22 protein-coding genes are annotated in these 23,403 nt (G+C 62.3%); 6 read left to right on the top strand and 16 right to left on the bottom strand.

All coding sequences use genetic code 11. From position 1 onward, the window contains the following. Window positions 1-49 precede the first annotated feature (49 nt). From DBR46_RS29535 to DBR46_RS29485, 11 genes are all read right to left on the bottom strand, one after another. Window positions 50-541, bottom strand: a complete 492-nt coding sequence (locus DBR46_RS29535; protein WP_124529875.1) for a DUF2878 domain-containing protein — start codon at window positions 539-541, stop codon at window positions 50-52. Further along, window positions 534-1,805 (bottom strand): cyclopropane-fatty-acyl-phospholipid synthase family protein, encoded by a 1,272-nt coding sequence (locus DBR46_RS29530; protein WP_124529873.1) that lies wholly within the window; start codon window positions 1,803-1,805, stop codon window positions 534-536. The genes DBR46_RS29535 and DBR46_RS29530 overlap by 8 nt, the downstream gene beginning before the upstream one ends. After that, a complete protein-coding gene (locus DBR46_RS29525; RefSeq protein WP_124529871.1) occupies window positions 1,792-2,601 on the bottom strand; it encodes a DUF1365 domain-containing protein in 810 nt (269 codons plus the stop codon). The genes DBR46_RS29530 and DBR46_RS29525 overlap by 14 nt, the downstream gene beginning before the upstream one ends. After that, entirely contained in the window at window positions 2,598-3,845 is a 1,248-nt protein-coding gene (locus DBR46_RS29520; RefSeq protein ID WP_124529869.1) for an NAD(P)/FAD-dependent oxidoreductase, read from the bottom strand. The genes DBR46_RS29525 and DBR46_RS29520 overlap by 4 nt, the downstream gene beginning before the upstream one ends. Beyond that, window positions 3,842-4,624, bottom strand: a complete 783-nt coding sequence (locus DBR46_RS29515; RefSeq protein WP_124529867.1) for an SDR family oxidoreductase — start codon at window positions 4,622-4,624, stop codon at window positions 3,842-3,844. The genes DBR46_RS29520 and DBR46_RS29515 overlap by 4 nt, the downstream gene beginning before the upstream one ends. Next, window positions 4,621-5,043 carry a nuclear transport factor 2 family protein gene (locus DBR46_RS29510; RefSeq protein WP_124529865.1) on the bottom strand — a complete coding sequence of 141 codons (423 nt, stop codon included), beginning with the start codon at window positions 5,041-5,043 and terminating at the stop codon, window positions 4,621-4,623. The genes DBR46_RS29515 and DBR46_RS29510 overlap by 4 nt, the downstream gene beginning before the upstream one ends. Beyond that, window positions 5,036-6,481 carry a deoxyribodipyrimidine photo-lyase gene (phrB, locus tag DBR46_RS29505; protein WP_124529862.1) on the bottom strand — a complete coding sequence of 482 codons (1,446 nt, stop codon included), beginning with the start codon at window positions 6,479-6,481 and terminating at the stop codon, window positions 5,036-5,038. Before phrB ends, DBR46_RS29510 begins: the two co-directional genes overlap by 8 nt. Continuing rightward, window positions 6,482-7,399, bottom strand: coding sequence for a MerR family transcriptional regulator (locus DBR46_RS29500; protein ID WP_124529860.1), 918 nt, complete (start codon window positions 7,397-7,399; stop codon window positions 6,482-6,484). A 3-nt stretch (window positions 7,400-7,402) separates the two neighbouring features. Further along, a complete protein-coding gene (locus DBR46_RS29495; protein WP_124529858.1) occupies window positions 7,403-8,359 on the bottom strand; it encodes a DUF523 and DUF1722 domain-containing protein in 957 nt (318 codons plus the stop codon). Between the two features lie 111 nt (window positions 8,360-8,470). Continuing rightward, window positions 8,471-8,686, bottom strand: coding sequence for a TIGR02450 family Trp-rich protein (locus DBR46_RS29490; RefSeq protein WP_124529856.1), 216 nt, complete (start codon window positions 8,684-8,686; stop codon window positions 8,471-8,473). Continuing rightward, complete coding sequence (locus DBR46_RS29485; RefSeq protein WP_124529854.1) at window positions 8,683-9,669, bottom strand: NAD(P)/FAD-dependent oxidoreductase; 987 nt, start codon at window positions 9,667-9,669, stop codon at window positions 8,683-8,685. Before DBR46_RS29485 ends, DBR46_RS29490 begins: the two co-directional genes overlap by 4 nt. Window positions 9,670-9,881: 212 nt before the next feature. On the opposite strand from DBR46_RS29485, the gene DBR46_RS29480 reads away from it, so the two are divergent. Further along, the gene (locus tag DBR46_RS29480) at window positions 9,882-10,781 is read left to right on the top strand and encodes a TIGR01777 family oxidoreductase (protein ID WP_124529852.1); all 900 of its coding nucleotides are present in this window, start codon (window positions 9,882-9,884) and stop codon (window positions 10,779-10,781) included. A gap of 14 nt (window positions 10,782-10,795) precedes the next feature. Further along, window positions 10,796-11,818: a ferrochelatase gene (gene hemH / locus DBR46_RS29475; protein WP_124529850.1), complete on the top strand. Its 1,023-nt coding sequence runs from the start codon at window positions 10,796-10,798 to the stop codon at window positions 11,816-11,818. 123 nt (window positions 11,819-11,941) lie between these two features. On the opposite strand, the gene DBR46_RS29470 is transcribed toward hemH, so the two are convergent. Together DBR46_RS29470 and algW are read right to left on the bottom strand one after the other, a co-directional pair. Beyond that, complete coding sequence (locus DBR46_RS29470) at window positions 11,942-14,038, bottom strand: TonB-dependent siderophore receptor (RefSeq protein ID WP_124529848.1); 2,097 nt, start codon at window positions 14,036-14,038, stop codon at window positions 11,942-11,944. Between the two features lie 112 nt (window positions 14,039-14,150). Beyond that, window positions 14,151-15,305 (bottom strand): Do family serine endopeptidase AlgW, encoded by a 1,155-nt coding sequence (gene algW, locus DBR46_RS29465; protein ID WP_124529846.1) that lies wholly within the window; start codon window positions 15,303-15,305, stop codon window positions 14,151-14,153. Between the two features lie 102 nt (window positions 15,306-15,407). Between algW and DBR46_RS29460 the strand changes: the two genes are divergently transcribed. From DBR46_RS29460 to cysN, 3 genes are all read left to right on the top strand, one after another. Further along, window positions 15,408-16,166 carry a Nif3-like dinuclear metal center hexameric protein gene (locus tag DBR46_RS29460; protein ID WP_124529844.1) on the top strand — a complete coding sequence of 253 codons (759 nt, stop codon included), beginning with the start codon at window positions 15,408-15,410 and terminating at the stop codon, window positions 16,164-16,166. A gap of 271 nt (window positions 16,167-16,437) precedes the next feature. Further along, complete coding sequence (gene cysD, locus DBR46_RS29450) at window positions 16,438-17,355, top strand: sulfate adenylyltransferase subunit CysD (RefSeq protein WP_124529841.1); 918 nt, start codon at window positions 16,438-16,440, stop codon at window positions 17,353-17,355. A 9-nt stretch (window positions 17,356-17,364) separates the two neighbouring features. Continuing rightward, on the top strand, window positions 17,365-19,263 hold the full coding sequence (gene cysN / locus DBR46_RS29445) for a sulfate adenylyltransferase subunit CysN (protein ID WP_017735180.1): 1,899 nt from the start codon (window positions 17,365-17,367) through the stop codon (window positions 19,261-19,263). Between the two features lie 176 nt (window positions 19,264-19,439). Here cysN and DBR46_RS29435 read toward each other — a convergent pair whose 3' ends face one another. The 3 genes from DBR46_RS29435 to DBR46_RS29425 form a co-directional block, all read right to left on the bottom strand. Further along, window positions 19,440-20,339, bottom strand: a complete 900-nt coding sequence (locus DBR46_RS29435; protein ID WP_124529839.1) for an acyltransferase — start codon at window positions 20,337-20,339, stop codon at window positions 19,440-19,442. Continuing rightward, window positions 20,340-22,439 (bottom strand): phosphate acetyltransferase, encoded by a 2,100-nt coding sequence (pta, locus tag DBR46_RS29430; RefSeq protein WP_124529837.1) that lies wholly within the window; start codon window positions 22,437-22,439, stop codon window positions 20,340-20,342. It lies immediately after the preceding gene. A gap of 79 nt (window positions 22,440-22,518) precedes the next feature. Continuing rightward, window positions 22,519-22,809: a DUF3565 domain-containing protein gene (locus DBR46_RS29425; protein ID WP_124529956.1), complete on the bottom strand. Its 291-nt coding sequence runs from the start codon at window positions 22,807-22,809 to the stop codon at window positions 22,519-22,521. On the opposite strand from DBR46_RS29425, the gene DBR46_RS29420 reads away from it, so the two are divergent. Beyond that, window positions 22,808-23,293 carry a peptidylprolyl isomerase gene (locus DBR46_RS29420; protein ID WP_016976314.1) on the top strand — a complete coding sequence of 162 codons (486 nt, stop codon included), beginning with the start codon at window positions 22,808-22,810 and terminating at the stop codon, window positions 23,291-23,293. The genes DBR46_RS29425 and DBR46_RS29420 overlap by 2 nt on opposite strands. Window positions 23,294-23,403: the final 110 nt, after the last annotated feature.

Genomic DNA, 23,403 nt, shown 5'->3' with positions numbered 1-23,403 from the left:
CGCAGTGTAAGGCAAGCCGCTGTTGCGCGTATGAATGCTCTGACGGGCGTCAGTGCTCCAGTTGTCGGGCCACCCAGTGCAGGACCGGGAACAACAGGGCCCACAGCAACGCCAGGCCGATCACGGTCGGCGTGGTGCCGTAGCCGAAACTCACCCCGGCCAGTTGGCTGCCCGCGTAATACGACAATGGCCCGCCCACCGCGCCCAGCAGGCTGGCCCGCCACCAGGGGCGTGCGCTCCAGGCCAGGCAATGGCGCAAGGTGGTTGCCAGCAGCGCCCAGAGCACCACCAGCCAGAGCGGAATCAACGGCCCGGGCATGCTGAAATGAAACACGCCAAAGATGCGCAACGAGGTGTCGATCACCGTGCCCAGCAGGGTCACGGCGAGTATCGCCTGGCCCTCGCGCGACCATGAACTGATCCACAGCAGATGCACGGCGAGTGCGGCCGCCGCGACCAGCAACCAGGGGCTGTTGCCGCCCAGCACGCAGGCGAACCAGCCGCACTGGAACAGGACGGCATTGGCCAGCGGTTTAAGCATCAAAACGCCCGAGCAGCGGCGGGTTGATTGCGGCGGGTTTGGCCAGCAGCAATTGTGCGGTACCGATCGTACGCTCCATAAAGCCCCCTTCGCAGTAGCACAGGTAGAATTCCCACAAGCGCAGGAAGTACTCATCGTAGCCCAGCTCGGCGAGGCGGCCATGGGCGCGGCGAAAATTCTCATGCCACAAGCGTAGGGTCCGTGCGTAGTGCAGACCGAAATCCTCCATGTGCAGCAAGTTCATGTCGGTATCGCGGCTGACGATCTCGAGCATCTTTTGCACACAGGGCAAGGCGCCGCCGGGGAAGATATAGCGCTGGATAAAGTCGACGTTGGTCTTCGCCTGTTCGTAGCGCTGGTCGCGGATGGTGATGGCTTGCAGCAACATCAAGCCATCGCTCTTGAGTAACTGCGCGCACTGTTTGAAGTAGGTGGGCAGGAAGCGGTGGCCCACCGCTTCGATCATCTCGATGGACACCAGCTTGTCGTACTGGCCACTCAGGTCGCGGTAGTCCTGCAACAGCAGCGTCACCTGATCACCCAGCCCCAGGGCGGCGATGCGTTGTTCGGTGTAGGCAAACTGCTCCTTGGACAACGTCGTGGTGGTGACCTTGCAGCCGTAATGCTGCGCCGCGTACAGCGCCATGCTGCCCCAGCCGGTGCCGATTTCCAGCAGATGGTCGGCGGGTTTGAGCGCGAGTTTCTGGCAGATGCGCTCCAGTTTGTTCAGTTGTGCCTGTTCCAGGGTGTCGTCGGCGGTGAGGAATTGCGCCGCCGAATACATCATGGTCGGGTCGAGGAATTCTTCGAACAGGTCGTTGCCGAGGTCGTAATGGGCGGCGATGTTTTTCTGCGAACCCTTGCGCGTGTTGCGGTTGAGCCAGTGCAGACCCTGGGTAAACGGGCGGGCCAGGCGCGCGAGGCCGCCTTCCATCGCATCGAGCACGTCGAGGTTGCTGACCATCACGCGCACCACGGCGGTCAGGTCCGGGCTGCTCCAGTAACCGTGGATAAACGCTTCGCCCGCGCCGATGGAACCGCTGGCCGCCACCAGGCCCCACACGGCCGAATCGAGGATGTGAATTTCCCCCAGCAGGTGCGCTTCCCGTGCGCCGAAGACCTGGCGTTCGCCGTCTTCGATCACCACCAATTGGCCGTGGCGCAGTTGGCTGAGTTGGCGCAGCACGGCCTTGCGCAGCAGGGCGCTGGTCATGCCGTTGACGTTCAGGCGATGGGTTTTGACCGATAAGCTAGGGGTTTTCATGGCGGCGATCCTTGGTATACCCGACTGCAGTACGGGAGGCGCCATCGGCGGCTCGGTGGGGGAAAATCGGCGTGCGTTTGAGCAACAGGCGCAGGGCCTGCCAGTAGATCGCAACGCAGGTCTTGGCGGTCATCCACGGGAAGCGCCACAGGTAACGGTGCAGGCTGGCGCGGTCGAGGGCTTCTTTTTCCAGGCTCAAGGTGGCATCGAAGACCTTTTGCGTGCCCTGCCAGTCGGCCATGTGCACGCCGAGTTTGCTGGCGGGCGGGCTGAAGCTCATGCGGTATTCCAGGTCCCGGGGCAGGAACGGCGACACATGGAAGGCCTTGGCCACGGCGAAGTGCTGGTGCTCGTCCGCGCCGAGGGCCTGGGCCGGTAGCACGTAGTGGTAGCGCTCGCGCCATGGGGTGTTGGTCACTTCACACAGGATCGCGGCCAGTTGTCCGTCAGCCTCAAAGCAGTAGAAGAAACTCACTGGGTTAAACGCCAGGCCCCAACTGCGGGCCTGGGTCAGCAGGCAGATAACGCCCTGGGGTGTATGCCCCAGGGCCTTGCCGACTTCCTGGCGCACGGCATCGCTCAAGCTCATGCCGCTGCGCGTGAATGCACGCAGGTAATCCTGCTGGCGGAAACCAAAGGGCGCAAAACGGCTCGGCCCGGCCAGGGGTGAGAGCCCCAGCACTTGCTGTTCTTCACTCAAATCTAGGTACAGCAGGCCGATGCGGTAGCGAAAGGCGTGAGCCTTGGGCGCAAACCGGCGATGGGCAATCCAGCCGCTGTACAGGGCGCTGTTCACAGGCTTTCCCCAAAGGCGTCGGCTACGCGCAGGGCGCTGACCACGCCGTCTTCGTGGAAGCCGTTGGCCCAGTAGGCGCCGCAATAAAAGGTATTGCGCACGCCGGACACTTCCTGCCAGCGCGCCTGCGCCGCCACCGCCGCCAGGCTGTATTGCGGGTGGGCGTAGGTGTAGCGGGCGAGGATCTTCAGCGGGTTGATCATCGCCGTCTGGTTGAGACTGACGCAAAAGGTGGTGGCGCTGTCGATGCCTTGCAGGATGTTCATGTCGTAAGTCACGGCGGCCTGGCTCTGCGCATTGCCACTCAGGCGATAATTCCAGCTGGCCCAGGCCAGTTTGCGATCCGGCAGCAGGCGGGTGTCGGTGTGTAGCACCACATCGTTGTCGGCGTAGGGCAGGGCACCGAGGACCTCCTGCTCGGCCTGGCTCGGGTCGGCCAGCAACGCCAGGGCCTGGTCGCTGTGACAGGCGAACACCACGCGGTCGAAATGCTCGACACCGGCCGAGCTGTGGATAACCACGCCAGCCTCACTGCGCGCGACTTTATCCACAGGGCAATCGAGACGGATCTGTTCGCGAAATCTATGGGTCAGTGGTTCGATGTAGCTGCTGGAACCGCCCTCGATCACACACCACTGCGGGCGGTTGCTCACCGACAGCAAGCCGTGGTTCTTGAAGAAACGTACAAAGAACTGCAAGGGAAAACCGAGCATGTCCGCCAGGGACATCGACCAGATCGCCGCCCCCATCGGCACGATGTAGTGACGGATAAACCGCTCGCCATAGCCGCCAGCCTTCAGGTAATCGCCCAGGGTCATTTCGGCGCTGATGCGCTGTTCCTGCAGGTCCAGCGGCGCCTGGCGGTTGAAACGCAGGATATCGCGCAACATGCCCCAGAACCCCGGCGACAGGATATTGCGTCGCTGCGCAAACAGGCTGTTGAGGTTGTTGCCGTTGTACTCGAAAAGCTGCTGCTCATCGTGGACCGAAAAACTCATCTCTGTGGGTTTGAACTTCACCCCGATCTGCCCCAACAGGCGGATGAAATTGGGATAGGTCCAGTCGTTGAACACGATAAAACCGGTGTCCACTGCATAGCTTTTGCCTTCGACGCTGACGTTGACCGTGTGGGTATGCCCGCCGATGCGGTCGCCGGCTTCAAACAGGGTGATGTCATGGCGACGGCTGAGCAGATAGGCGCTGGTCAGCCCGGCGATGCCGCTGCCGATAATGGCGATTTTCACAGGCGGTCCTTCTGCGGTGGCGGGCTGCGCAACATGCGTTTGCCGATGAACAACTGCGCACGCTTGGGCAGTTTCGACAGCGGCCACAGGGTGGCGATAAACAGCGCGGGGAAGGCGATTTCCAGCGGGCGCTTGTCCAGCTTGGCGAAGATATGCCGCGCGGCTTTGTCGGCCGTCCAGCTCAGGGGCATGGGAAAATCGTTGCGGTCGGTGAGTGGCGTTTCGACAAAACCCGGGCTGATCACCGTGACGTCGATGTTTTCCGGCGACAGGCTGATGCGCAGCGCTTCGAACAGATAACGCAAGCCGGCCTTGGACGCGCCATAGGCTTCGGCGCGGGGCATGGGCAGGTACGTCACGGCGCTGGCCACGCCGACCAGGTGCGGGGTTTGCCCGGCGCGCAACAGGGGTAGCGCGGCCTCGATGCAGTAACTGCTGGCCAGCAGGTTGGTGCGTACCACATGTTCGATGATCGACGAGTCGAACTGTCTGGCATCCACATATTCACAGGTGCCGGCATTGAGGATCACCGTGTCCAATGAGCCCCAGACCACGGCGATATGCTCGCCGATCTCGCGCACGGTCTGGCTGTTGGTGAGGTCGCCGGCCACCACCAGTACTTGCCCCGGATAACGTTGGGCGAGGGCTTCCAGCGGGCCTTTGCTGCGTGAGCTGAGCGCCACGTGGGCGCCGCTGTTGAGCAACTCCACGGCCAGCGCGGCGCCGATGCCACTGCTGGCACCGGTCAGCCAATAACGGCGGGGCGGGGTCAGGTTCATGCCACTCTCCTTTTCAGCCAACGGATGACGCGGCCGAGTACCGGCAGGTGTTCGTAGAGCAGGGCACCGGCGTCGAAGTAGTCGCGGTGGTGGTAGACCTTGTCGTGCCACATCAGGTGCGAGCAGCCTTGCACGCGGATCAACTGGCCGCCGGCCAGGCGCGGGTGGCAGAAACTCATCTTCCAGCGCAGGTAGCCTTCGCCTTCGGCGACTTGGTCGAAGCCGTGAAAGTCGAAGCGCAACTGGCTGACATTGCTGTACAGCTCGGCAAAGTAGCGGTGCATGGCGGGCAGGCCGTGGACTTGATGCAGCGGATCGGCGAAGACGATGTCCTGGCTGTAGAGGCTGTCGAGCAGGTGCAGGTTGTGCTTGTCCAGCGTGGCAAAGGCTTGGGCGAACCGGCGCAGGAAGTCACTCATGAATGCCTCCGGCGGCTTCGCGCGAGGGCAGGCTGCGGAAGGCGGCCAGGGCGCGTTCGCGGGATTTTTTCAGGTCGACGATGGCGCGCGGGTAATCCGCCACACCGAACAGGCCGCCTACCGCTTCGGGGTTGTGCACTTCCTTTTTATTCAGCGCGGCCAGTTCGGGCAGCCAGCGCTTGATGAACACGCCTTCGCCGTCGAATTTTTCCGACTGGCTCAGCGGGCTGAAAATCCGGAAATACGGCGCTGAGTCGGTGCCGGTAGATGAACTCCACTGCCAGCCGCCGTTGTTGGCGGCCAGGTCGCCGTCGATCAGGTGGCGCATGAAAAAACGCTCGCCTTCACGCCAGTCGATCAGCAGGTTCTTGGTCAGGAACATCGCCACCACCATGCGCAGGCGGTTGTGCATCCAGCCGGTTTCCAGCAGTTGGCGCATGGCCGCGTCGATGATCGGCAGGCCGGTGCGCGCTTCTTGCCATGCGGCGAGGTCTTTGGGCGCATCGCGCCAGGCCACGGCTTCGGTCTCGGGGCGGAACGCGCGGTGGCGCGACACCCGTGGGTAACCCACCAGGATGTGTTTGTAGAACTCGCGCCAGAGCAACTCGTTGATCCAGGTGATGGCGCCGATGTCGCCACTTTCGAACTCGCCCTGATTGGTTTGCAGCGCGGCGTGCAGGCATTGGCGCGGCGATACCACGCCGGCGGCGAGGTACGCCGAGAGTTGGCTGGTGCCGGGCTTGGCCGGGAAATCGCGTTCGTCCTTGTAGTAGCTGATCTGCTGGTCGGCGAACGCGTCGAGGCGACGGCGCGCTTCGTCTTCGCCGGCGGGCCAGAGGGCGCGCAGGGTATCGCTGGGTGGCTCGAAACCCGCGACGGTCTGCGGAATCGGATCGCTTTCAACGTTCAGCTTTGCTTGGGTCTTGGCCGTCGGGACCAGGCGCGGCAAGGCGCTGTGCAGGCGGGTGTAGCAGACCTTGCGGAACTGGCTGAACACCTGGAAGTAGGTGCCGGTCTTGGTCAGCACGCTGCCGGGTTGGAAAAACAGTTGGTCGAGGTAGCTGTGGAACGTCACACCGTCGGCTTCCAGCGCCGTGGCCACAGCGGCATCGCGGCGGCTTTCGTGAATGCCGTATTCCTCGTTGACGTGTACAGACGCCACCGCCAGTTCGCGGCACAGCTCGCTCAATGCGGCGGGCGCCTGGTCCCAAGTTGCGGCGTGGCGGATCAGCAGGGGAATGTTCAGTTGGCCAAGGGTTGCACTCAGTTCGCGCAGGTTACGCAACCAGAAGTCCACTTTGCACGGCGCATCGTCATGGGCCAGCCATTGTTCAGGCGTGATCAGGTAAACGGCCGCGATCGGGCCCCGCTGGCTCGCGGCGGCCAGGGCGGTGTTGTCGTGTAGGCGCAGGTCGGTGCGCAGCCAGATCAAATGCATTTAGACGATTCCACGCTGGATCAGTAGCTGGTGGGCCGACAACGGGTCTTCGGCCACGCACAATTGGGGGAGGTCACCGGTTAATACGGCCAACTCGGCCTGGTGGATGCATACCGTTGGTCCGGCAATCAGCGTCGGGCACGGCACGCCGGCCAGCAGCTTGCCGAGGGTCGGCAGATGCAGGGCCTTGCTTGAATACAACAGCACGGCGCGTGGTTGCAGGTGTTCCACCGCCAGCGCCAGCTCGCCGGCCGGCAGCGGCCAGTCGAAGACTTCCACCGGGCAGTCGGCGCTGCTGGCCAGCCAGGCGCTGAGCCACAGGTGCGGCTCCAGCGGCAGGTCGGACTGGTTGACCAGCAGCAGCGGCGCGCCCTGGAGCTGGCGGTTGTTGTGATAGATGCGCGCGCCGAATTTGCTGCGCAGCCACGAGAGGAAAAACACCCGCTCCATCTGCGCGCCGAACTGGCCTTGCCAGCGCTGCTCCAGGTCGTTGAGCAGCGGCAACAGCAATTGCTCGCACAGGGTGCGCGGCGGGTAGAGCGCCATGGCTTGGTTGAAGACGTCATCGACGCGCCGCTCGGCCAACTCGCTGATGGCGTGCAGCAGGTTTTGGCGCAGGGCATGCCACTCGTTTTCGACGGCATCAGGGCTGGTCTGGGCGGAGTCGATCAGGGTTTTCACCTGGCTGACCGGCACGCCACGGTTGAGCCAGGTGAGGATGGTGTGGATGCGTTGCACGTGTTCAGCGCTGAACAGCCGATGCCCCTTGGGCGTGCGCTGGGGCACGATCAGGCCGTAACGGCGTTCCCAGGCGCGCAGGGTCACAGCGTTGACGCCGGTCTGGCGCGCCACTTCGCGGATCGGCAGCCAGCCGTCTTCGAAGGCTTGGGCGAGGTCTTCTGGTGGGGCAACTTTCATGGGTTAGATCGCATTACGCAGGCTGAGGTTTTCCGGGTGCGGTTGCAGGTAGGCCTGCTGCGCGATGTAGCGGTCCGGGTGTTGGCGAAAGTGATGCTTGAGCAAGGTCAACGGCACCACCAGCGGCACGATGCCGTGGCGGTATTGGCCGATGACGGTTTGCATTTCCTGCTTGTCGTCGGCGCTGATGGCCTGTTTGAGGTGGCCGCTGATGTGTTGCAGCACGTTGGTGTGGGTGCCTCGTGTGGCGCACTGGGTCAGGCCGGTCATCAGGTCGCTGAAATAGCAGGCGGCCAGTTCATCCAGGTTGACGCCTTTGCCCATGCTGCCCAGCAAGTGGCCGAGGCGCTTGTAGTGCGCCGGGCTGTGGGCCATCAGCAAGTATTTGTAGCGCGAGTGAAAGGCCAGCAAGCGGTGGCGGCTCAGGCCGTCGGCGAGCAGTTGCTGCCAGCTGGCGTAGACAAACACGCGGGTCAGGAAGTTTTCCCGCAGCACCGGGTCATTCAGCCGACCGTCTTCTTCTACCGGCAGGTTGGGGTGCTGGGCGCAGAAGGCCTGGGCGTAGATGCCGCGTCCGCCACCGTCCACTGGCGTGCCGTTGGCGCGGTAGACCTTGACCCGTTCCAGGCCGCAGGACGGCGACTTCTGCATGAAAATGTAGCCGCACAGGTCGGTGTGTTGTTCGGCCATCTGCAGGCCGTAGTCGTGCAGGGGCTGGGTTACGTTCAGCTCGGTGTGTACGGTGCCGACGGCTTGCGGGTGGGCGGGGTCGCCCACCAGGCGGATCGGCTCGCGGGGAATGCCCAGGCCAATGGCGACTTCAGGGCACAGCGGCACAAAGTCGAAATAGTCGGCGAGGGTCTGGCTGCACAGCAGGGATTGTTTGTGCCCGCCGTTGAAGCGCACGTTCTCGCCGAGCAGGCAGGCGCTGATGGCGATCTTCGGTTTGGTGCTGGACATAGGCAAACCCCGGCAAGATTCCTGTACAAGATGTTTATCTTGTACAACTAAATCTCATCATAGGTCCGATGTTGTACAAGTCAAATTATTTGTACAGGTTGTGCGGTCGGACTATTGCCAGCCGATCTTCCAGTCGTCGGCATTTTGCAGGGTCTGCCACGCCAGGCGCTCGGCGCGCCGGGTCATCACCGCTTGCAGTTCGATAGCCAGCACGGTGCCTTCGTCGTCGCGAAACAGTTCGGTCACCAGGAAGTGTTTTTCCTTGTTGCGCGGGTGCGCTGCTGTCCATTTGGACAGCAGCAATTTGGCGGGGTTGATGCGGTTCATTGCAGGTGCTCGATCAAGCGCCGTGCCACTTCCTGGCCGCTGAGCCAGGCCCCTTCCACGCGCCCGGACAGGCACCAGTCGCCGCACACGTACAGGCCGAGGTCGGCGTCGGCGAGCACGCCGAATTCATGGCTGGCGGACGGGCGCGCGTAGAGCCAGCGGTGCGCCAGGCTGAAGGACGGCGCGGGCATGGCGCTGTGCAACAGTTCGGCGAAAGCGCCGTGCAGGTGTTCGATCACCGCTTCTTTGGGCAGGTCCAGGTGGGCCTTGCTCCAGGCGCTGGTGGCGTGCAGTACCCAGGTGTCGAGGGTGTCGTCGCGCCCCGGCTTGCTGCGGTTGCGGGCCAGCCAGTCGAGGGGGCTGTCTTGCACGAAGCAGCCTTCCATCGGCGTGTCCAAGGGCGTGTCGAACGCCAGGGCGATGGCCCAGGTCGGGTCCATCTTCACGCCGGCGGCGGCGCTGGCCAGCTTGGGCGCGGCCGCCAGCAGGGCGGTGGCCTGGGGCGCGGGCGTGGCGATGACCACATGGCTGAACGGGCCGTGGTTGCCGCCGTCGGCATCGAGCAGGTTCCAGTGTTGGGTGCCCTGGAAGACTTCGGTGATGCGGCAACCGAACGTCACCGGCAAGTCGTCGAGCAGGGCGCGGGTGATCGCGCTCATGCGCGGTGTACCGACCCAGCGGATCTGTTCATCGGGGGAGGGGGTGAGTTGGCCGGATTTGAAGTTGTACAGTTGGGGTTTCCACTGCGCGGCCCAGCCGTTGCTTTGCCAGCGCTGCACTTCGTTGACGAAGCGCCGGTCGCGGGCGGTGAAGTATTGCGCGCCCATGTCCAGGGCGCCGGCATCGCTGCGCTTGCTGGACATGCGGCCGCCACTGCCGCGGCTTTTATCGAAGAGTTGTACAACGTGCCCCGCGTCTCGTAACGCTCGGGCGGCGGAGAGACCGGCGATGCCGGTGCCGATGATCGCGATGGGAACAGTCATGGGAGGCCTCGTTTTACCGTTGGGTACAGACTACGCCGACACCAATAGCTGTACAATATTGTTTTTTGGTATAAGTTTTGGCGTACCTGTTCTATACGGTGTGACCTATGGTTAAAGCAGAGGCTTAAGCCAACGTTACGCCCGATTACAAATGATCCCTGCCTATAAAATAGACCAGTGATCGGCAGCGAACGTTACATGAGGAGCGTCCCATGCATATTTTGCTGACCGGCGGTACCGGCTTGATCGGCCGCCAACTTTGCCAACACTGGCTTGCCCAGGGTCATCGCCTGACCGTGTGGAGCCGCCACCCGGAACAGGTCGCCAAGGTCTGCGGCGCTCAGGTGTCGGGAGTCGGCCGCCTACAACAGGTTATCGGCCCGGTGGACGCGGTCATTAATCTGGCCGGCGCGCCCATTGCCGACCGCCCGTGGACCCACAAGCGCAAGGCACTGTTGTGGAGCAGCCGCATCGGCCTGACCGAAACCCTGCTGGCGTGGCTGGAAAGTCTGGCGCAAAAACCGGCGGTGTTGATCTCTGGTTCGGCGGTGGGCTGGTACGGCGATGGTGGCGAGCGCGAATTGACCGAAGCCAGCGGCCCGGTGCAAGACGATTTTCCCAGCCAGTTGTGTGTCGCCTGGGAAGAAACCGCCCAGCGCGCCGAGGCCTTGGGGCTTCGTGTGGTACTGGTGCGCACCGGCCTGGTGCTGGCGGCCGAGGGCGGCTTTTTGTCGCGCCTGTTGCTGCCCTTCAAACTGGCGCTGGGCGGGCCGATTGGCAACGGTCGGCAGTGGATGCCGTGGGTGCATATCAAGGATCAAATCGGCCTGATTGATTTTCTTCTGCACAACGCACAGGCCAGCGGTCCTTATAATGCGTGCGCGCCGCACCCGGTGCGCAACCGCGAGTTTGCCAAGACCTTGGGCCAGGTGTTGCACCGCCCGGCGTTCATGCCCATGCCGGCGTTTGCGCTGAAGGTCGGGCTGGGCGAGTTGTCCGGGTTGCTGTTGGGCGGGCAGAAGGCCGTCCCCGAACGGCTGCTGGCGGCCGGTTACACTTTTCAGTTCACTGAGTTGCGCGCGGCCCTGGACGACTTGTCCAGCCGCCTCTAGCCATAGGATGTTGCATGACGGATCACGCGTTATTACTGGTCAACCTGGGTTCACCGGCGTCCACTTCGGTGGCTGATGTGCGCAGCTACCTCAATCAGTTTCTGATGGACCCTTATGTGATCGACCTGCCGTGGCCGGTGCGGCGCTTGCTGGTGTCGCTGATCCTGATCAAGCGCCCCGAGCAGTCGGCCCACGCCTACGCCTCGATCTGGTGGGAGGAGGGCTCGCCGCTGGTGGTGCTCAGCCGCCGCCTGCAACAGCAAATGACCACGCAGTGGACCCACGGCCCGGTGGAATTGGCGATGCGCTACGGCGAGCCGTCGATTGAAAGCGTGCTGACCCGTCTCGCCAGTCAGGGCATTCGCAAGGTCACCCTGGCGCCGTTGTACCCGCAGTTTGCCGACAGCACCGTGACCACCGTGGTCGAGGAAGCCCGCCGCGTGCTGCGAGAGAAAAAGCTCGACCTGCCGTTGGCGATCCTGCAACCCTTCTACGACCAACCGGAATACCTCGACGCCCTGGTGGCCAGCGCCAAGCCGCATTTGCAGCAGGATTACGATCACCTGCTGTTCAGCTTCCACGGCTTGCCGGAGCGGCACCTGCAAAAGCTCAACCCTGGCCACACCTTCGACGGCGCCACCGATTGCTGCGCGAACGCCTCGGCGCAAGTGCGCGCTACCTGTTATCGCGGGCAGTGTTTCAGCGTGGCGCGGGATTTTGCCGCGCGCATGGGCTTGCCGGAAGATAAATGGTCGGTGGCCTTTCAATCGCGCCTGGGCCGGGCGAAATGGATTGAACCCTACACCGAAGCTCGCCTGGAAACCCTGGCCCAGCAAGGCGTGAAAAAGCTGCTGGTGATGTGCCCGGCGTTTGTCGCCGACTGCATCGAGACGCTGGAGGAAATTGGTGATCGCGGGCTGGAGCAGTTCCGCGAGGCGGGGGGCGAGGAGTTGGTGCTGGTGCCGTGCCTGAATGATGATCCGCAATGGGCGAAGGCGTTGAATGCCTTGTGTGAGCGGGCGCCGGCAACGCTGTAACCGAACCAAGTGAAGATCAAAATGTGGGAGCGGGCTTGCTCGCGAATGCGGTGGATCAGTCAAATAATAAGTGACTGACATACGGCATTCGCGAGCAAGCCCGCTCCCACAGTTTTTACCGCGTTACAAATTGAGGGTTAGGCTGACGGTTAGGTTGCGCGGTTCACCCGGGTTGACCCAATAGCTGCTGTAGGACCGCTCGTAATATTTTTCATCGAACAGATTATTCAGGTTCAAACCCACGGTGACATTCTCCGTGGCCTTGTAATGCGCCAACAAATCCACGGTGTGATACGCCGGCAGCTCAAAGCTCGTGCCGGCCTCACCGGAACGATCCCCCACATAAGTAAACGCCGCGCCCACGTCCGACCCGCGCAACGCGCCGTCCTGGAATTCATACACCCCCAACAGGCTGCCGCTGCGCTTGGCCACGCCGAGGATGCGGCTGCCAGCGGGAATGGCTTTATCGCCCTTGGTCACTTCGGCATCGATGTAGGCAAACGCGCCAATCACCCGTACGGCATCCGTCACTTGCCCGGTCAGTTGCAGGTCAAAGCCCTGGCTGCGGGCCTTGCCCATGGCGCGGTTGAGGTTGGTGGCCGGGTCCAGGGTGAGCACGTTTTCCTTTTCGATATGGAACGCGGCGAGGGTGGTGCTGAGGCGGTCGTCGAACAGCTCGCTCTTGATCCCCACTTCGTAGCCCACGCCTTCCTCGGGCTTGAAGCCTTTGTTGTTGGCGTCCAGGCCGCTGTTGGGTTTGAACGAGGTGGAGGCGTTGGCGAACACGCCGACTTGCGACGTGAGCTGGTATAGCAAGCCGGCGCGCTGGGTGAGGGCGTCGTGGGTTTGCTTGGTCGGCGGGGTGTTGCCGATGTAGTTGTCGATGTGTTGTTCGAAGTGCTCGAAGCGCGCACCGAGCATGCCGCGCAGGCGGTCGGTGAAGACGATCTGGTCTTGCAGGTTCAGCGCGTGGCTTTTGGTTTGCTCGAAGAAGTCGGTGCCGCCGCGCGCGCCGTTGGGTTTGGCCTGGCCGTAGACCGGGTTGTAGAGGTCGATGGCGTAGGGGCTGCCGGCAATCGCGGTCACGCGTTCCTTCTTGCGGTAGTCCTCGTATTCCGTGCCCACCAGTAACTCATGCTGCCAACTGCCGATGTCGAACAGGCCGCGCAGTTCCAACTGGGTGATGCTGTCGTGCCAGCCCATGGAGCGTTCGCGGTAGCGGCGGTTGAGGGTGTGGCCATCGGCGTTCAGCGCACGGTTTTCCGAGGCGTCGCCCCACAGGCTGCCTTGTTTGTAGTGGCTGGCCAGGCGCAGGCTCCAGGCATCGTTGAGGTGATGCTCGAGGGCGGCCTGGAGGCGGTTGTTGTGGTTGTCGATGTCGCCGTCGTTGGGCTCGCCGAGGAAGGTGGAACGCGATACGCCAGGGGCGGCGACGATGCCACGGTCGAAGGTGGAGCTGTGGCGTACGAATTCGCTTTCGACAAGAAGCGTGGTGTCCGGGTCCAGCTGCCAACTGAACGACGGCGCGACGAATACCCGTTTGCTCTGCACGTGATCGCGGAAGCTGTGGTTGTCTTCCACCGCCAGGTTGACCCGCGACAGCACGTGGCCTTCGCTGTCCAGCGGGGTGTTGACGTCGAGGGCGGTGCGGTAGCGGTCCCAACTGCCGGCGCTGGTTTGCAGGGTGGTGAAGGCCTCGGGCTGGGGTTTCTTGGTGACGATATTCACCGTGCCGCCAGGATCGCCACGCCCGTACAGGCTGGCGGCGGGGCCCTTGAGCACTTCGATGCGCTCGATATTGGCCGCGTCCGGGGTGCTCGGGTAACCACGGTTGGCGCTGAAGCCGTCCTGGTAGAACTCGGACGTGGTGAAGCCGCGCACGCTGTATTCGTAAAGCGTCAGGCCGCCGAAGTTGTTTTGCTTGGACACGCCGCCGGCAAATTCCAGGGCGCGCTCGACGCTGGTGCTGCCCAGGTCCTTGAGCACCGTGGCGGGAATCACGCTGATGGATTGTGGGATGTCGCGTAGCGCCGTGTCAGTTTTGGTTGCGCTGGCCGAGCGGGTGGCGAGGTAGCCTTTGACCGGGCTGGTGGCGGACTCGTAGGCGTCGCTGGTGACGCTGATGGTGTCGAGTTCCAGGGTGTTGTCTTCGGCAAAGGCGGGGTCGAGCAGCAAGCCCAAGGCCAGGCCAGCCAAGGGGGCGATTCTTCGAGACGGCATGATAGAGCGTTCCAATAGCGATATTGAAACAATATAACATGACAGATGAGAATGAATCGCTATGAAATATAAGCTTACAGGTGCCTGCGAACAGGCACCTGGGCGAGGGTATTTATTCCTCTTCTTTCACTGGCGCCGGCGGTGGGCGCAGGCCGATTTCCGCTGACAACTTGATCTCTTTGCCATTGCGCATGACCAAGATGCTCACCTTGTCGGTCGGCTTGATCCGCGCCACCTGGTTCATCGACTTGCGGCCATCGCCGGCCGGTTCGCCGTCGATGCTGAGGATCACGTCGCCCAGTTGCAGGCCGGCTTTCTGCGCCGGGCCGTCACGGAAGATCCCCGCGACCACGATGCCCGGGCGCCCGGTCAGGCCAAACGACTCGGCCAGGTCCTTGGTCAGCGGCTGCACTTCAATGCCCAGCCAGCCGCGAATCACCTGGCCGTGCTCGATGATCGACTTCATCACTTCCGTCGCCAGCTTCACCGGGATCGCAAAGCCGATGCCCTGGGAGCCGCCGGACTTGGAGAAAATCGCCGTGTTGATGCCGGTCAGGTTGCCATTGGCATCCACCAGCGCACCGCCGGAGTTGCCGGGGTTGATCGCGGCGTCGGTCTGGATGAAATCTTCGTAGCTGTTCAGGCCGAGCTGGTTACGTCCGGTGGCGCTGATAATGCCCATGGTCACCGTCTGGCCGACGCCGAACGGGTTGCCGATGGCCAATGCCACGTCACCCACGCGCAGGCCGTCGGAGCGGCCGAGGGTGATGGAGGGCAGGCTTTTCAGGTCGATCTTGAGCACCGCCAGGTCGGTTTCCGGGTCGCTGCCGACCACGCGGGCCAGGGTTTCGCGGCCGTCACGCAAGGCCACCACGATCTGGTCGGCGCCGGTGGTCACGTGGTTGTTGGTGAGGATGTAGCCTTCCGGGCTCATGATCACGCCCGAACCCAGGCTCGACTCCATGCGCCGCTGCTTGGGCCCGTTGTCGCCGAAATAGCGACGGAACTGCGGGTCTTCAAACAACGGGTGCGCCGGTTTGTTGATGACCTTGGTGGTGTACAGGTTGACCACGGCTGGCGCAGCGATGACCACCGCGTCCGCATAGGTCACCGGGCCTTGCACCACCGCGTTGGTTTGCGGTGCCTGCTGCATGTTTACATCCAGGCTGGGCAAGCCCACCCACTGGGGATAACGCTGAATGATCAGCATCGCGATCAGCACGCCAGCCAACAATGGCCATCCAAAAAAACGCAGTGCCTTGAGCATCAAGTAAGTCCTGACAGGTTGCAGGGGGCGGGAGAGCGCCCATAATGTCGCGCATTATACGAGGCTGTGAGTGCCTTCGAACGGGATATTTAGGAGTCTTTTATGGCCGTTGCCCTGAGCACATTAGTCGATGAAGCTGACCGCTACCTGAACAGCTCCAAAATCGCCGATTACTGTCCCAATGGCTTGCAAGTGGAAGGGCGCCCGCAGGTAATGCGCATCGTCAGCGGCGTGACCGCCAGCCAAGCCCTGCTGGACGCCGCCGTCGAAGCCGGGGCTGACCTGGTGCTGGTGCACCACGGTTATTTCTGGAAAGGCGAAAACCCCTGCATCACCGGCATGAAGCAGCGCCGCCTGAAAACCCTGCTCAAGCACGACATCAGCCTGCTGGCCTACCACCTGCCGCTGGACCTGCACCCCGATGTGGGCAACAACGTGCAGCTTGCGCGCCAGCTGGACATCACCGTCGAAGGCCCGCTGGACCCCAATGACGCCAAGGTCGTCGGCCTGGTCGGCTCCCTTGCCGAGCCGTTGTCGCCGCGTGATTTCGCCCGCCGCGTACAGGAAGTCATGGGCCGCGAGCCGCTGCTGATAGAAGGCAGCGAGATGATCCGGCGCGTGGGTTGGTGCACTGGCGGTGGCCAGGGTTACATCGACCATGGGATTGCAGCTGGCGTCGATCTGTTCCTCAGCGGCGAAGCGTCCGAGCAGACCTTTCACAGTGCGCGGGAAAACGACATCAGCTTTATTGCCGCCGGTCATCACGCCACCGAGCGTTACGGTGTGCAGGCGCTGGGGGATTACCTGGCGCGGCGGTTTGCGCTGGAGCATCTGTTCATCGACTGTCCAAATCCGATCTAAGCCCCACCACAGAACTCATGTGGAAAGGGCTTGTGTGGGAGCGGGCTTGCTCGCGAAGGCGGAGTATCAGTCACAGATGTTTTGACTGAACCACCGCATTCGCGAGCAAGCCCGCTCCCACAGTTGACCGAGTTCGGCCCAAACCTGGGGGCATATTCATATACCGTTTCGATCTAGCCAGCTCCCTGATTAGAAGAAGGTGCTGTGCTAGCATGCCCCGCTCGAACACGGCCCGCTGGCCGTCCATAAGATCGTTTTTCCGTGAGTAACCATGGTCGACAAACTGACGCATCTGAAACAGCTGGAGGCGGAAAGCATCCACATCATCCGCGAGGTCGCCGCCGAGTTCGATAACCCGGTGATGCTCTACTCGATCGGTAAAGACTCCGCCGTGATGCTGCACCTGGCACGCAAGGCGTTCTTTCCGGGCAAGCTGCCGTTCCCGGTGATGCACGTGGACACCCAGTGGAAATTCCAGGAGATGTACAAGTTCCGCGACAAGATGGTCGAAGAGCTTGGCCTGGACCTGATCACCCACGTCAACCCGGATGGCGTGGCGCAGGGCATCAACCCGTTCACCCACGGCAGCGCCAAGCACACCGACATCATGAAGACCGAGGGCCTCAAGCAAGCCCTGGACAAGCATGGTTTCGACGCAGCATTTGGCGGTGCCCGTCGCGATGAAGAGAAATCCCGCGCCAAAGAGCGTGTGTACTCGTTCCGCGACAGCAAGCACCGCTGGGACCCGAAGAACCAGCGCCCGGAGCTGTGGAACGTCTACAACGGCAACGTCAACAAGGGTGAGTCGATCCGTGTGTTCCCGCTGTCCAACTGGACCGAGCTGGACATCTGGCAGTACATCTACCTCGAAGGCATTCCGATCGTGCCGCTGTACTTCGCCGCCGAGCGTGAAGTGATCGAGAAGAACGGCACGTTGATCATGATCGACGACGACCGCATCCTTGAGCACTTGTCCGACGAAGACAAAGCCCGAATCGTCAAAAAGAAAGTACGTTTCCGTACCCTTGGCTGCTACCCGTTGACGGGCGCGGTGGAGTCCGAAGCCGAGACGCTGACGGACATCATTCAGGAAATGCTCCTGACGCGAACTTCCGAGCGCCAGGGCCGTGTCATCGACCACGATGGTGCAGGCTCGATGGAAGATAAAAAACGTCAGGGTTATTTCTAAGGGGTTGTCATGTCGCACGTATCTGATTTGATCAGCGAGGACATCCTCGCCTACCTGGGCCAGCACGAGCGCAAGGAAATGTTGCGCTTCCTGACCTGCGGCAACGTCGACGACGGCAAGAGCACCCTGATCGGGCGCCTGCTGCACGACTCCAAGATGATCTACGAAGATCACCTGGAAGCCATCACCCGCGATTCGAAGAAAGTCGGCACCACCGGTGACGACATCGACCTGGCATTGCTGGTCGACGGCCTGCAGGCCGAGCGTGAGCAGGGCATCACCATCGATGTCGCGTACCGCTACTTCTCTACCGCCAAGCGCAAATTCATCATCGCCGACACCCCCGGCCATGAGCAGTACACCCGCAACATGGCCACCGGTGCGTCCACCTGTGACCTGGCGATCATCCTGATCGACGCCCGCTATGGCGTGCAGACCCAGACCCGTCGCCACAGCTATATCGCCTCGTTGCTGGGCATCAAGCACATCGTGATTGCCGTCAACAAGATGGACATCAACGGCTTTGACCAAAGCGTATTCGAGTCGATCAAGGCCGATTACCTGAAGTTCGCCGAAGGTATCGCGTTCAAACCGAGCACCATGGCCTTTGTGCCAATGTCGGCGCTCAAGGGCGACAACGTGGTGAACAAGAGCGAGCGTTCGCCTTGGTACACCGGCCAGTCGCTGATGGAGATCCTCGAAACCGTCGAGATCGCCAACGACCGCAACTACACCGACCTGCGTTTCCCGGTGCAGTACGTCAACCGTCCGAACCTGAACTTCCGTGGGTTTGCCGGCACCCTGGCCAGCGGCATTGTGCACAAGGGCGACGAAGTCGTGGTGCTGCCGTCGGGCAAGAGCAGCCGCGTCAAATCCATCGTCACCTTTGAAGGTGAACTGGAGCACGCAGGTCCTGGTCAGGCCGTGACCCTGACCATGGAAGACGAGATCGACATCTCCCGTGGCGACCTGTTGGTACATGCCGACAACGTGCCGCAAGTGACCGACGCCTTCGACGCCATGCTGGTGTGGATGGCCGAAGAGCCGATGCTGCCGGGCAAGAAATACGACATCAAGCGCGCCACCAGCTACGTGCCGGGTTCCATCACCAGCATCGTGCACCGCGTGGACGTGAACACCCTGGCCGAAGGCCCGGCGAGTTCGCTGCAATTGAACGAGATCGGCCGGGTCAAGGTCAGCCTCGACGCCGCCATCGCCCTGGACGGTTACGACAGCAACCGCACCACCGGTGCGTTCATCGTCATCGACCGTTTGACCAACGGCACCGTGGCGGCGGGCATGATCATCGCGCCGCCGGTGACCCACGGCAGTTCGGCGCAGCACGGCAAGTTGGCCCACGTGGCCACCGAAGAACGTGCACAGCGCTTCGGCCAGCAACCGGCCACCGTGCTGTTCAGCGGCCTGTCGGGCGCGGGCAAGAGCACCCTGGCCTATGCGGTTGAGCGCAAGCTGTTCGACATGGGCCGTGCGGTATTCGTCCTGGATGGCCAGAACCTGCGTCACGACCTGAACAAAGGCTTGCCGCAAGACCGTGCCGGCCGCACCGAGAACTGGCGTCGTGCCGCGCACGTGGCGCGTCAGTTCAACGAAGCGGGCCTGCTGACCCTGGCGGCGTTTGTCGCACCGGATGCCGAAGGCCGTGAACAGGCCAAGGCCCTGATCGGCGGTGATCGTTTGCTGACGGTCTACGTGCAGGCGTCGCCGCTGGTGTGTGCCGAGCGTGATCCGCAGGGCTTGTATGCTGCCGGTGGGGATAACATCCCAGGTGAGTCCTTCCCGTACGACGTGCCGTTGAATGCCGACCTGGTGATCGACACCCAGGCGTTGTCGCTGGAAGAGAGCGTCAAGCAAGTGCTGGAGCTGTTGCGTCAGCGCGGCGCGATCTAAGGGTTGCGGCTACAAAAAAGCCCGCCATCGAGTAATCGGTGGCGGGCTTTTTTGTAGGGCTTGAAAACAACTCGGTCAAATGTGGGAGCGGGCTTGCTCGCGAATGCGGTGGATCAGTCGATACATTTGCTGACTGACACATCGCTTTCGCGAGCAAGCCCGCTCCCACATTTGGATTACTGTTTGCCTGGGAATTGTGTGTGCAGTTTTTCCAGCAGTTGGTCTTTGTCTTCCCACAGCTTATTGATCCAACCCTGGAACGCCGTCCGATACTCCCCATCCTGCTCATAATTCTTGCCAATGAACTCAGCCGGGATCTGCACCTCTTCAAACTGCACCACCACGTCCTGCACATTCCCGCACAACAAATCCCAATAACCAGGGCGCCCAGCAGGATAGTGAATGGTCACGTTCACCAGTGATTTCAACTGCTCACCCATGGCGTCCAGCACAAATGCGATCCCGCCGGCCTTGGGCTTGAGCAGATAACGGAACGGCGATTTCTGCTGCGCATGCTTGCCCGGGGTAAACCGCGTGCCTTCGGCAAAGTTGAAAATGCCCACTGGGTTGTCGCGAAACTTCGCACAGGTCTTGCGGGTGGTTTCCAGATCCTTGCCTTTCTTCTCCGGGTGCTTTTCCAGGTACGCCTTGGTGTAGCGCTTCATGAACGGAAAGCCCAGCGCCCACCACGCCAAGCCAATCACCGGCACCCAGATCAGTTCCTGCTTGAGGAAGAATTTGAGTGGGCGAATCCGGCGATTGAGCACGTACTGCAACACCATGATGTCGACCCAGCTCTGGTGGTTGCTGGTCACCAGGTACGAGTGCTGGTAGTCCAGGCCTTCCAGGCCCTTGATGTGCCAGCGTGTGCGGCGCACCAGGTTCATCCAGCCTTTGTTGTTGGTCACCCAGGCTTCGTGGGTGTGGTTCATCAGCCATTCACTGAAGCGCTTGGAGAACGGCAGCGCCTTGAACAGCGCGACGATAAACAGGAACGAACACAACAGGATCGTGTTCAGCGTCAGCAACAACGACGCGATCACCCCGCGCAGGGCGGCAGGTAGAAAATCCAGCATTTAGATATCCATAGGTCGGTTGGCGGCTTGGATCGCAGTCAGTGCGATGGTGTACACGATGTCATCCACCTGGGCGCCGCGTGGCAGGTCGTTGACCGGTTTGCGCAGGCCTTGGAGCATTGGCCCCAGGCTCACGCAATCGGCGCTGCGTTGCACGGCCTTGTGGGTGGTGTTGCCGGTGTTCAGGTCGGGGAATACGAACACGGTGGCTTTGCCGGCGACCAGGCTGTTCGGCGCCAATTGGCGGGCCACGTTTTCGTTGGCGGCGGCGTCGTATTGCAGCGGGCCGTCGATCAGCAGCGAGCTTTGCTGTTCGTGGGCGAGCAGGGTGGCTTCGCGGACTTTTTCCACTTCTTCGCCGCTGGCCGAATCGCCGCTGGAATAGCTGATCATCGCCACGCGCGGCGTAATGCCGAACGCGGCGGCCGAGTCGGCGCTTTGCAAGGCAATCTCCGCCAGTTCCGCCGCGCTTGGGTGCGGGTTCATCACGCAGTCGCCGTACACCAGCACCTGCTCCGGGAACAGCATGAAGAACACCGACGACACCAAGGTGCAGCCCGGCGCCGTTTTAATAAGCTGCAGGGCGGGGCGGATGGTGTTGGCGGTGGAGTGAATGACGCCGGAGACCAGGCCGTCCACTTCATCCAGCGCCAGCATCATGGTGGCGATCACCACGGTGTCTTCCAGTTGCTGCTCGGCCATCGGCGCGTTGAGGCTTTTGCTCTTGCGCAGGGCCACCATCGGTTCGACGTAGCGCTGGCGGATCAAGTCCGGGTCGAGAATCTCCAGGCCTTCGGGCAATTCGATGCCTTGGGCGCGGGCGACGGCTTCCACGTCCGCCGGTTTGGCCAGCAACACGCAACGGGCAATCCCACGCGCCTGGCAGATGGCGGCGGCTTGCACGGTCAGCGGCTCGCTGCCTTCTGGCAGGACGATGCGCTTGTTGGCCGCCTGGGCGCGCTGGATCAACTGGTAGCGGAACACCGCCGGCGACAGGCGCATCTCCCGTGGCGTGCCGCAGCGTTGGTGCAGCCAGCGCGCATCAAGGTGGCTGGCGACGAAATCGGTGATGATCTCCGCGCGCTCGCGGTCATCGATGGGGATTTCCTTGTTGAGGCTGTTGAGCTGGTTGGCGGTGTCGTAGGAGCCGGTGCTCACCGACAGCACCGGCAGCCCGGCCTGGAACGCGCCACGGCACAGGTCCATGATGCGCGGGTCGGGCAGGGTGTCGCTGGTCAGCAGCAGGCCGGCCAGGGGCACGCCGTTGATCGCGGCCAGGCTGACGGCGAGGATGATGTCATCGCGGTCGCCGGGCGTTACCACCAGCACGCCGGGCTTGAGCAGTTCCACGGTGTTGCGCATGGTGCGCGCGCAAATGATGATCTTGGTCATGCGCCGGCTTTCGTAGTCGCCGGCGTTGAGGATCTGCGCGCCCATCAGGTCGGCCACGTCGCGGGTGCGTGGGGCGTTGAGTTCCGGCTGGTAGGGAATGCAGCCAAGCAGGCGGAAATCACCGCTGCGCAGCAGGGGCGAATGTTCCTTCAGGCGTGCGGAGAAGACCTCCATGCTTTCGTCGGTGCGCACCTTGTTGAGGATGACGCCGAGCACTTTCGGGTCTTTTGGGCCGCCAAACAGCTGGGCCTGCAATTCCACACGGCCGGAGAGTTCGGTGAGCACTTCGTTTTCCGGGGCCGAGACCAGGATCACTTCCGCATCCAGGCTCTTGGCCAGGTGCAGGTTGACCCGGGCGGCATAGCTGGCGCTGCGGGTCGGCACCATGCCTTCGACGATCAGCACATCCTTGCCCACGGCGGCCTGTTGATACAGGGTGATGATTTCTTCGAGCAGCTCATCGAGCTGGCCGTCGCCGAGCATGCGCTCCACATGGGCCAGGCCCAGGGGTTGTGGCGGCTTCAAGCCGTGGGTGCGCGCCACCAGTTCGGTGGAGCGTTCGGGGCCGGTGTCGCCGGGGTGCGGCTGGGCAATGGGCTTGAAGAACCCGACTTTCAGCCCGGCCCGCTCAAGGGTACGCACCAGCCCAAGGCTGATGGAGGTCAGACCCACACCAAAATCGGTGGGCGCGATAAAAAAAGTCTGCATGCGAATTCTCTAGAGGTGCATGGCTTGGGTGACGCTCTATGGCTGAGTGTCTACCGCGAATCAGGCGCCAAGGTTATCGTTATTCGTGCGCTTGCGCACACCAGCCGCAGGCAAAGGGCTGGCCTATTTTTTTCTGACGCTGTGCGGGGTCGAGCACCCAGGCGCGGGACTGCCATGGCGGCTGGTGGCGCAGGTGCTGGGTGTGGCCGCAAGAAAGCTCGGCAACCCAATGCTGGTCGTCGTCCAGATGAAAACCGGTGACCGTCGAGTCGCGTGTGCGACCCCGTCTGTCCGGGTTCTGTTCGCTTTCGGGCAAATCCTTGTTTAGACTTGTCCGTTCTTCATTCTTATGCAAAAGGTCTCGCCCCATGACGATCGCCGCTAACAAGGCTGTCTCCATCGACTATACCCTGACCAACGACGCTGGTGAGGTCATCGACAGCTCCGCCGGCGGCGCGCCGCTGGTCTACCTGCAAGGCGCAGGTAACATCATCCCAGGCCTGGAAAAGGCTCTGGAAGGCAAGAACGTCGGTGATGAACTGACGGTTGCCGTAGAACCTGAAGATGCCTACGGCGAGTACTCGGCCGAACTGGTCAGCACCCTGAGCCGCAGCATGTTCGAAGGCGTTGACGAGCTGGAAGTGGGCATGCAGTTCCACGCTTCCGCGCCGGACGGCCAAATGCAGATCGTCACCATCCGTGATCTGGACGGCGACGACGTCACCGTTGACGGCAACCACCCGCTGGCTGGCCAGCGCCTGAACTTCCAAGTGAAGATCGTTGCCATCCGCGACGCTTCCCAGGAAGAAGTGGCTCACGGCCACGTTCACGGTGAAGGCGGTCACCAGCACTGATTGATGCATTGATCGGTTGCTAGCAAAAACGCCCCGACTGGTTCGGGGCGTTTTTTTGTGCCCAAAGAATGTACACGGTGCAAATGTGAGAGCGGGCTTGTGTGGGAGCG

The organism is Pseudomonas sp. KBW05 (assembly GCF_003852405.1).
Taxonomy (GTDB): Bacteria; Pseudomonadota; Gammaproteobacteria; order Pseudomonadales; family Pseudomonadaceae; genus Aquipseudomonas.
The sequence above is the reverse complement of the archived record's forward strand: the minus strand, read 5'-3'. Positions and strand labels throughout refer to the sequence as shown.

Excerpts from the sequence above, each read along its gene's own strand:
- DBR46_RS29535 (WP_124529875.1), bottom strand. The coding sequence starts at position 541 with ATGCTTAAACCGCTGGCCAATGCCGTCCTGTTCCAGTGCGGCTGGTTC.
- DBR46_RS29530 (WP_124529873.1), bottom strand. The coding sequence starts at position 1,805 with ATGAAAACCCCTAGCTTATCGGTCAAAACCCATCGCCTGAACGTCAAC.
- DBR46_RS29515 (WP_124529867.1), bottom strand. The coding sequence starts at position 4,624 with ATGAACCTGACCCCGCCCCGCCGTTATTGGCTGACCGGTGCCAGCAGT.
- DBR46_RS29510 (WP_124529865.1), bottom strand. The coding sequence starts at position 5,043 with ATGAGTGACTTCCTGCGCCGGTTCGCCCAAGCCTTTGCCACGCTGGAC.
- phrB (WP_124529862.1), bottom strand. The coding sequence starts at position 6,481 with ATGCATTTGATCTGGCTGCGCACCGACCTGCGCCTACACGACAACACC.
- DBR46_RS29500 (WP_124529860.1), bottom strand. The coding sequence starts at position 7,399 with ATGAAAGTTGCCCCACCAGAAGACCTCGCCCAAGCCTTCGAAGACGGC.
- DBR46_RS29495 (WP_124529858.1), bottom strand. The coding sequence starts at position 8,359 with ATGTCCAGCACCAAACCGAAGATCGCCATCAGCGCCTGCCTGCTCGGC.
- DBR46_RS29490 (WP_124529856.1), bottom strand. The coding sequence starts at position 8,686 with ATGAACCGCATCAACCCCGCCAAATTGCTGCTGTCCAAATGGACAGCA.
- DBR46_RS29485 (WP_124529854.1), bottom strand. The coding sequence starts at position 9,669 with ATGACTGTTCCCATCGCGATCATCGGCACCGGCATCGCCGGTCTCTCC.
- DBR46_RS29480 (WP_124529852.1), top strand. The coding sequence starts at position 9,882 with ATGCATATTTTGCTGACCGGCGGTACCGGCTTGATCGGCCGCCAACTT.
- hemH (WP_124529850.1), top strand. The coding sequence starts at position 10,796 with ATGACGGATCACGCGTTATTACTGGTCAACCTGGGTTCACCGGCGTCC.
- DBR46_RS29470 (WP_124529848.1), bottom strand. The coding sequence starts at position 14,038 with ATGCCGTCTCGAAGAATCGCCCCCTTGGCTGGCCTGGCCTTGGGCTTG.
- algW (WP_124529846.1), bottom strand. The coding sequence starts at position 15,305 with ATGCTCAAGGCACTGCGTTTTTTTGGATGGCCATTGTTGGCTGGCGTG.
- DBR46_RS29460 (WP_124529844.1), top strand. The coding sequence starts at position 15,408 with ATGGCCGTTGCCCTGAGCACATTAGTCGATGAAGCTGACCGCTACCTG.
- cysD (WP_124529841.1), top strand. The coding sequence starts at position 16,438 with ATGGTCGACAAACTGACGCATCTGAAACAGCTGGAGGCGGAAAGCATC.
- cysN (WP_017735180.1), top strand. The coding sequence starts at position 17,365 with ATGTCGCACGTATCTGATTTGATCAGCGAGGACATCCTCGCCTACCTG.
- DBR46_RS29435 (WP_124529839.1), bottom strand. The coding sequence starts at position 20,339 with ATGCTGGATTTTCTACCTGCCGCCCTGCGCGGGGTGATCGCGTCGTTG.
- pta (WP_124529837.1), bottom strand. The coding sequence starts at position 22,439 with ATGCAGACTTTTTTTATCGCGCCCACCGATTTTGGTGTGGGTCTGACC.
- DBR46_RS29420 (WP_016976314.1), top strand. The coding sequence starts at position 22,808 with ATGACGATCGCCGCTAACAAGGCTGTCTCCATCGACTATACCCTGACC.
- DBR46_RS29425 (WP_124529956.1), bottom strand. The coding sequence starts at position 22,809 with ATGGGGCGAGACCTTTTGCATAAGAATGAAGAACGGACAAGTCTAAAC.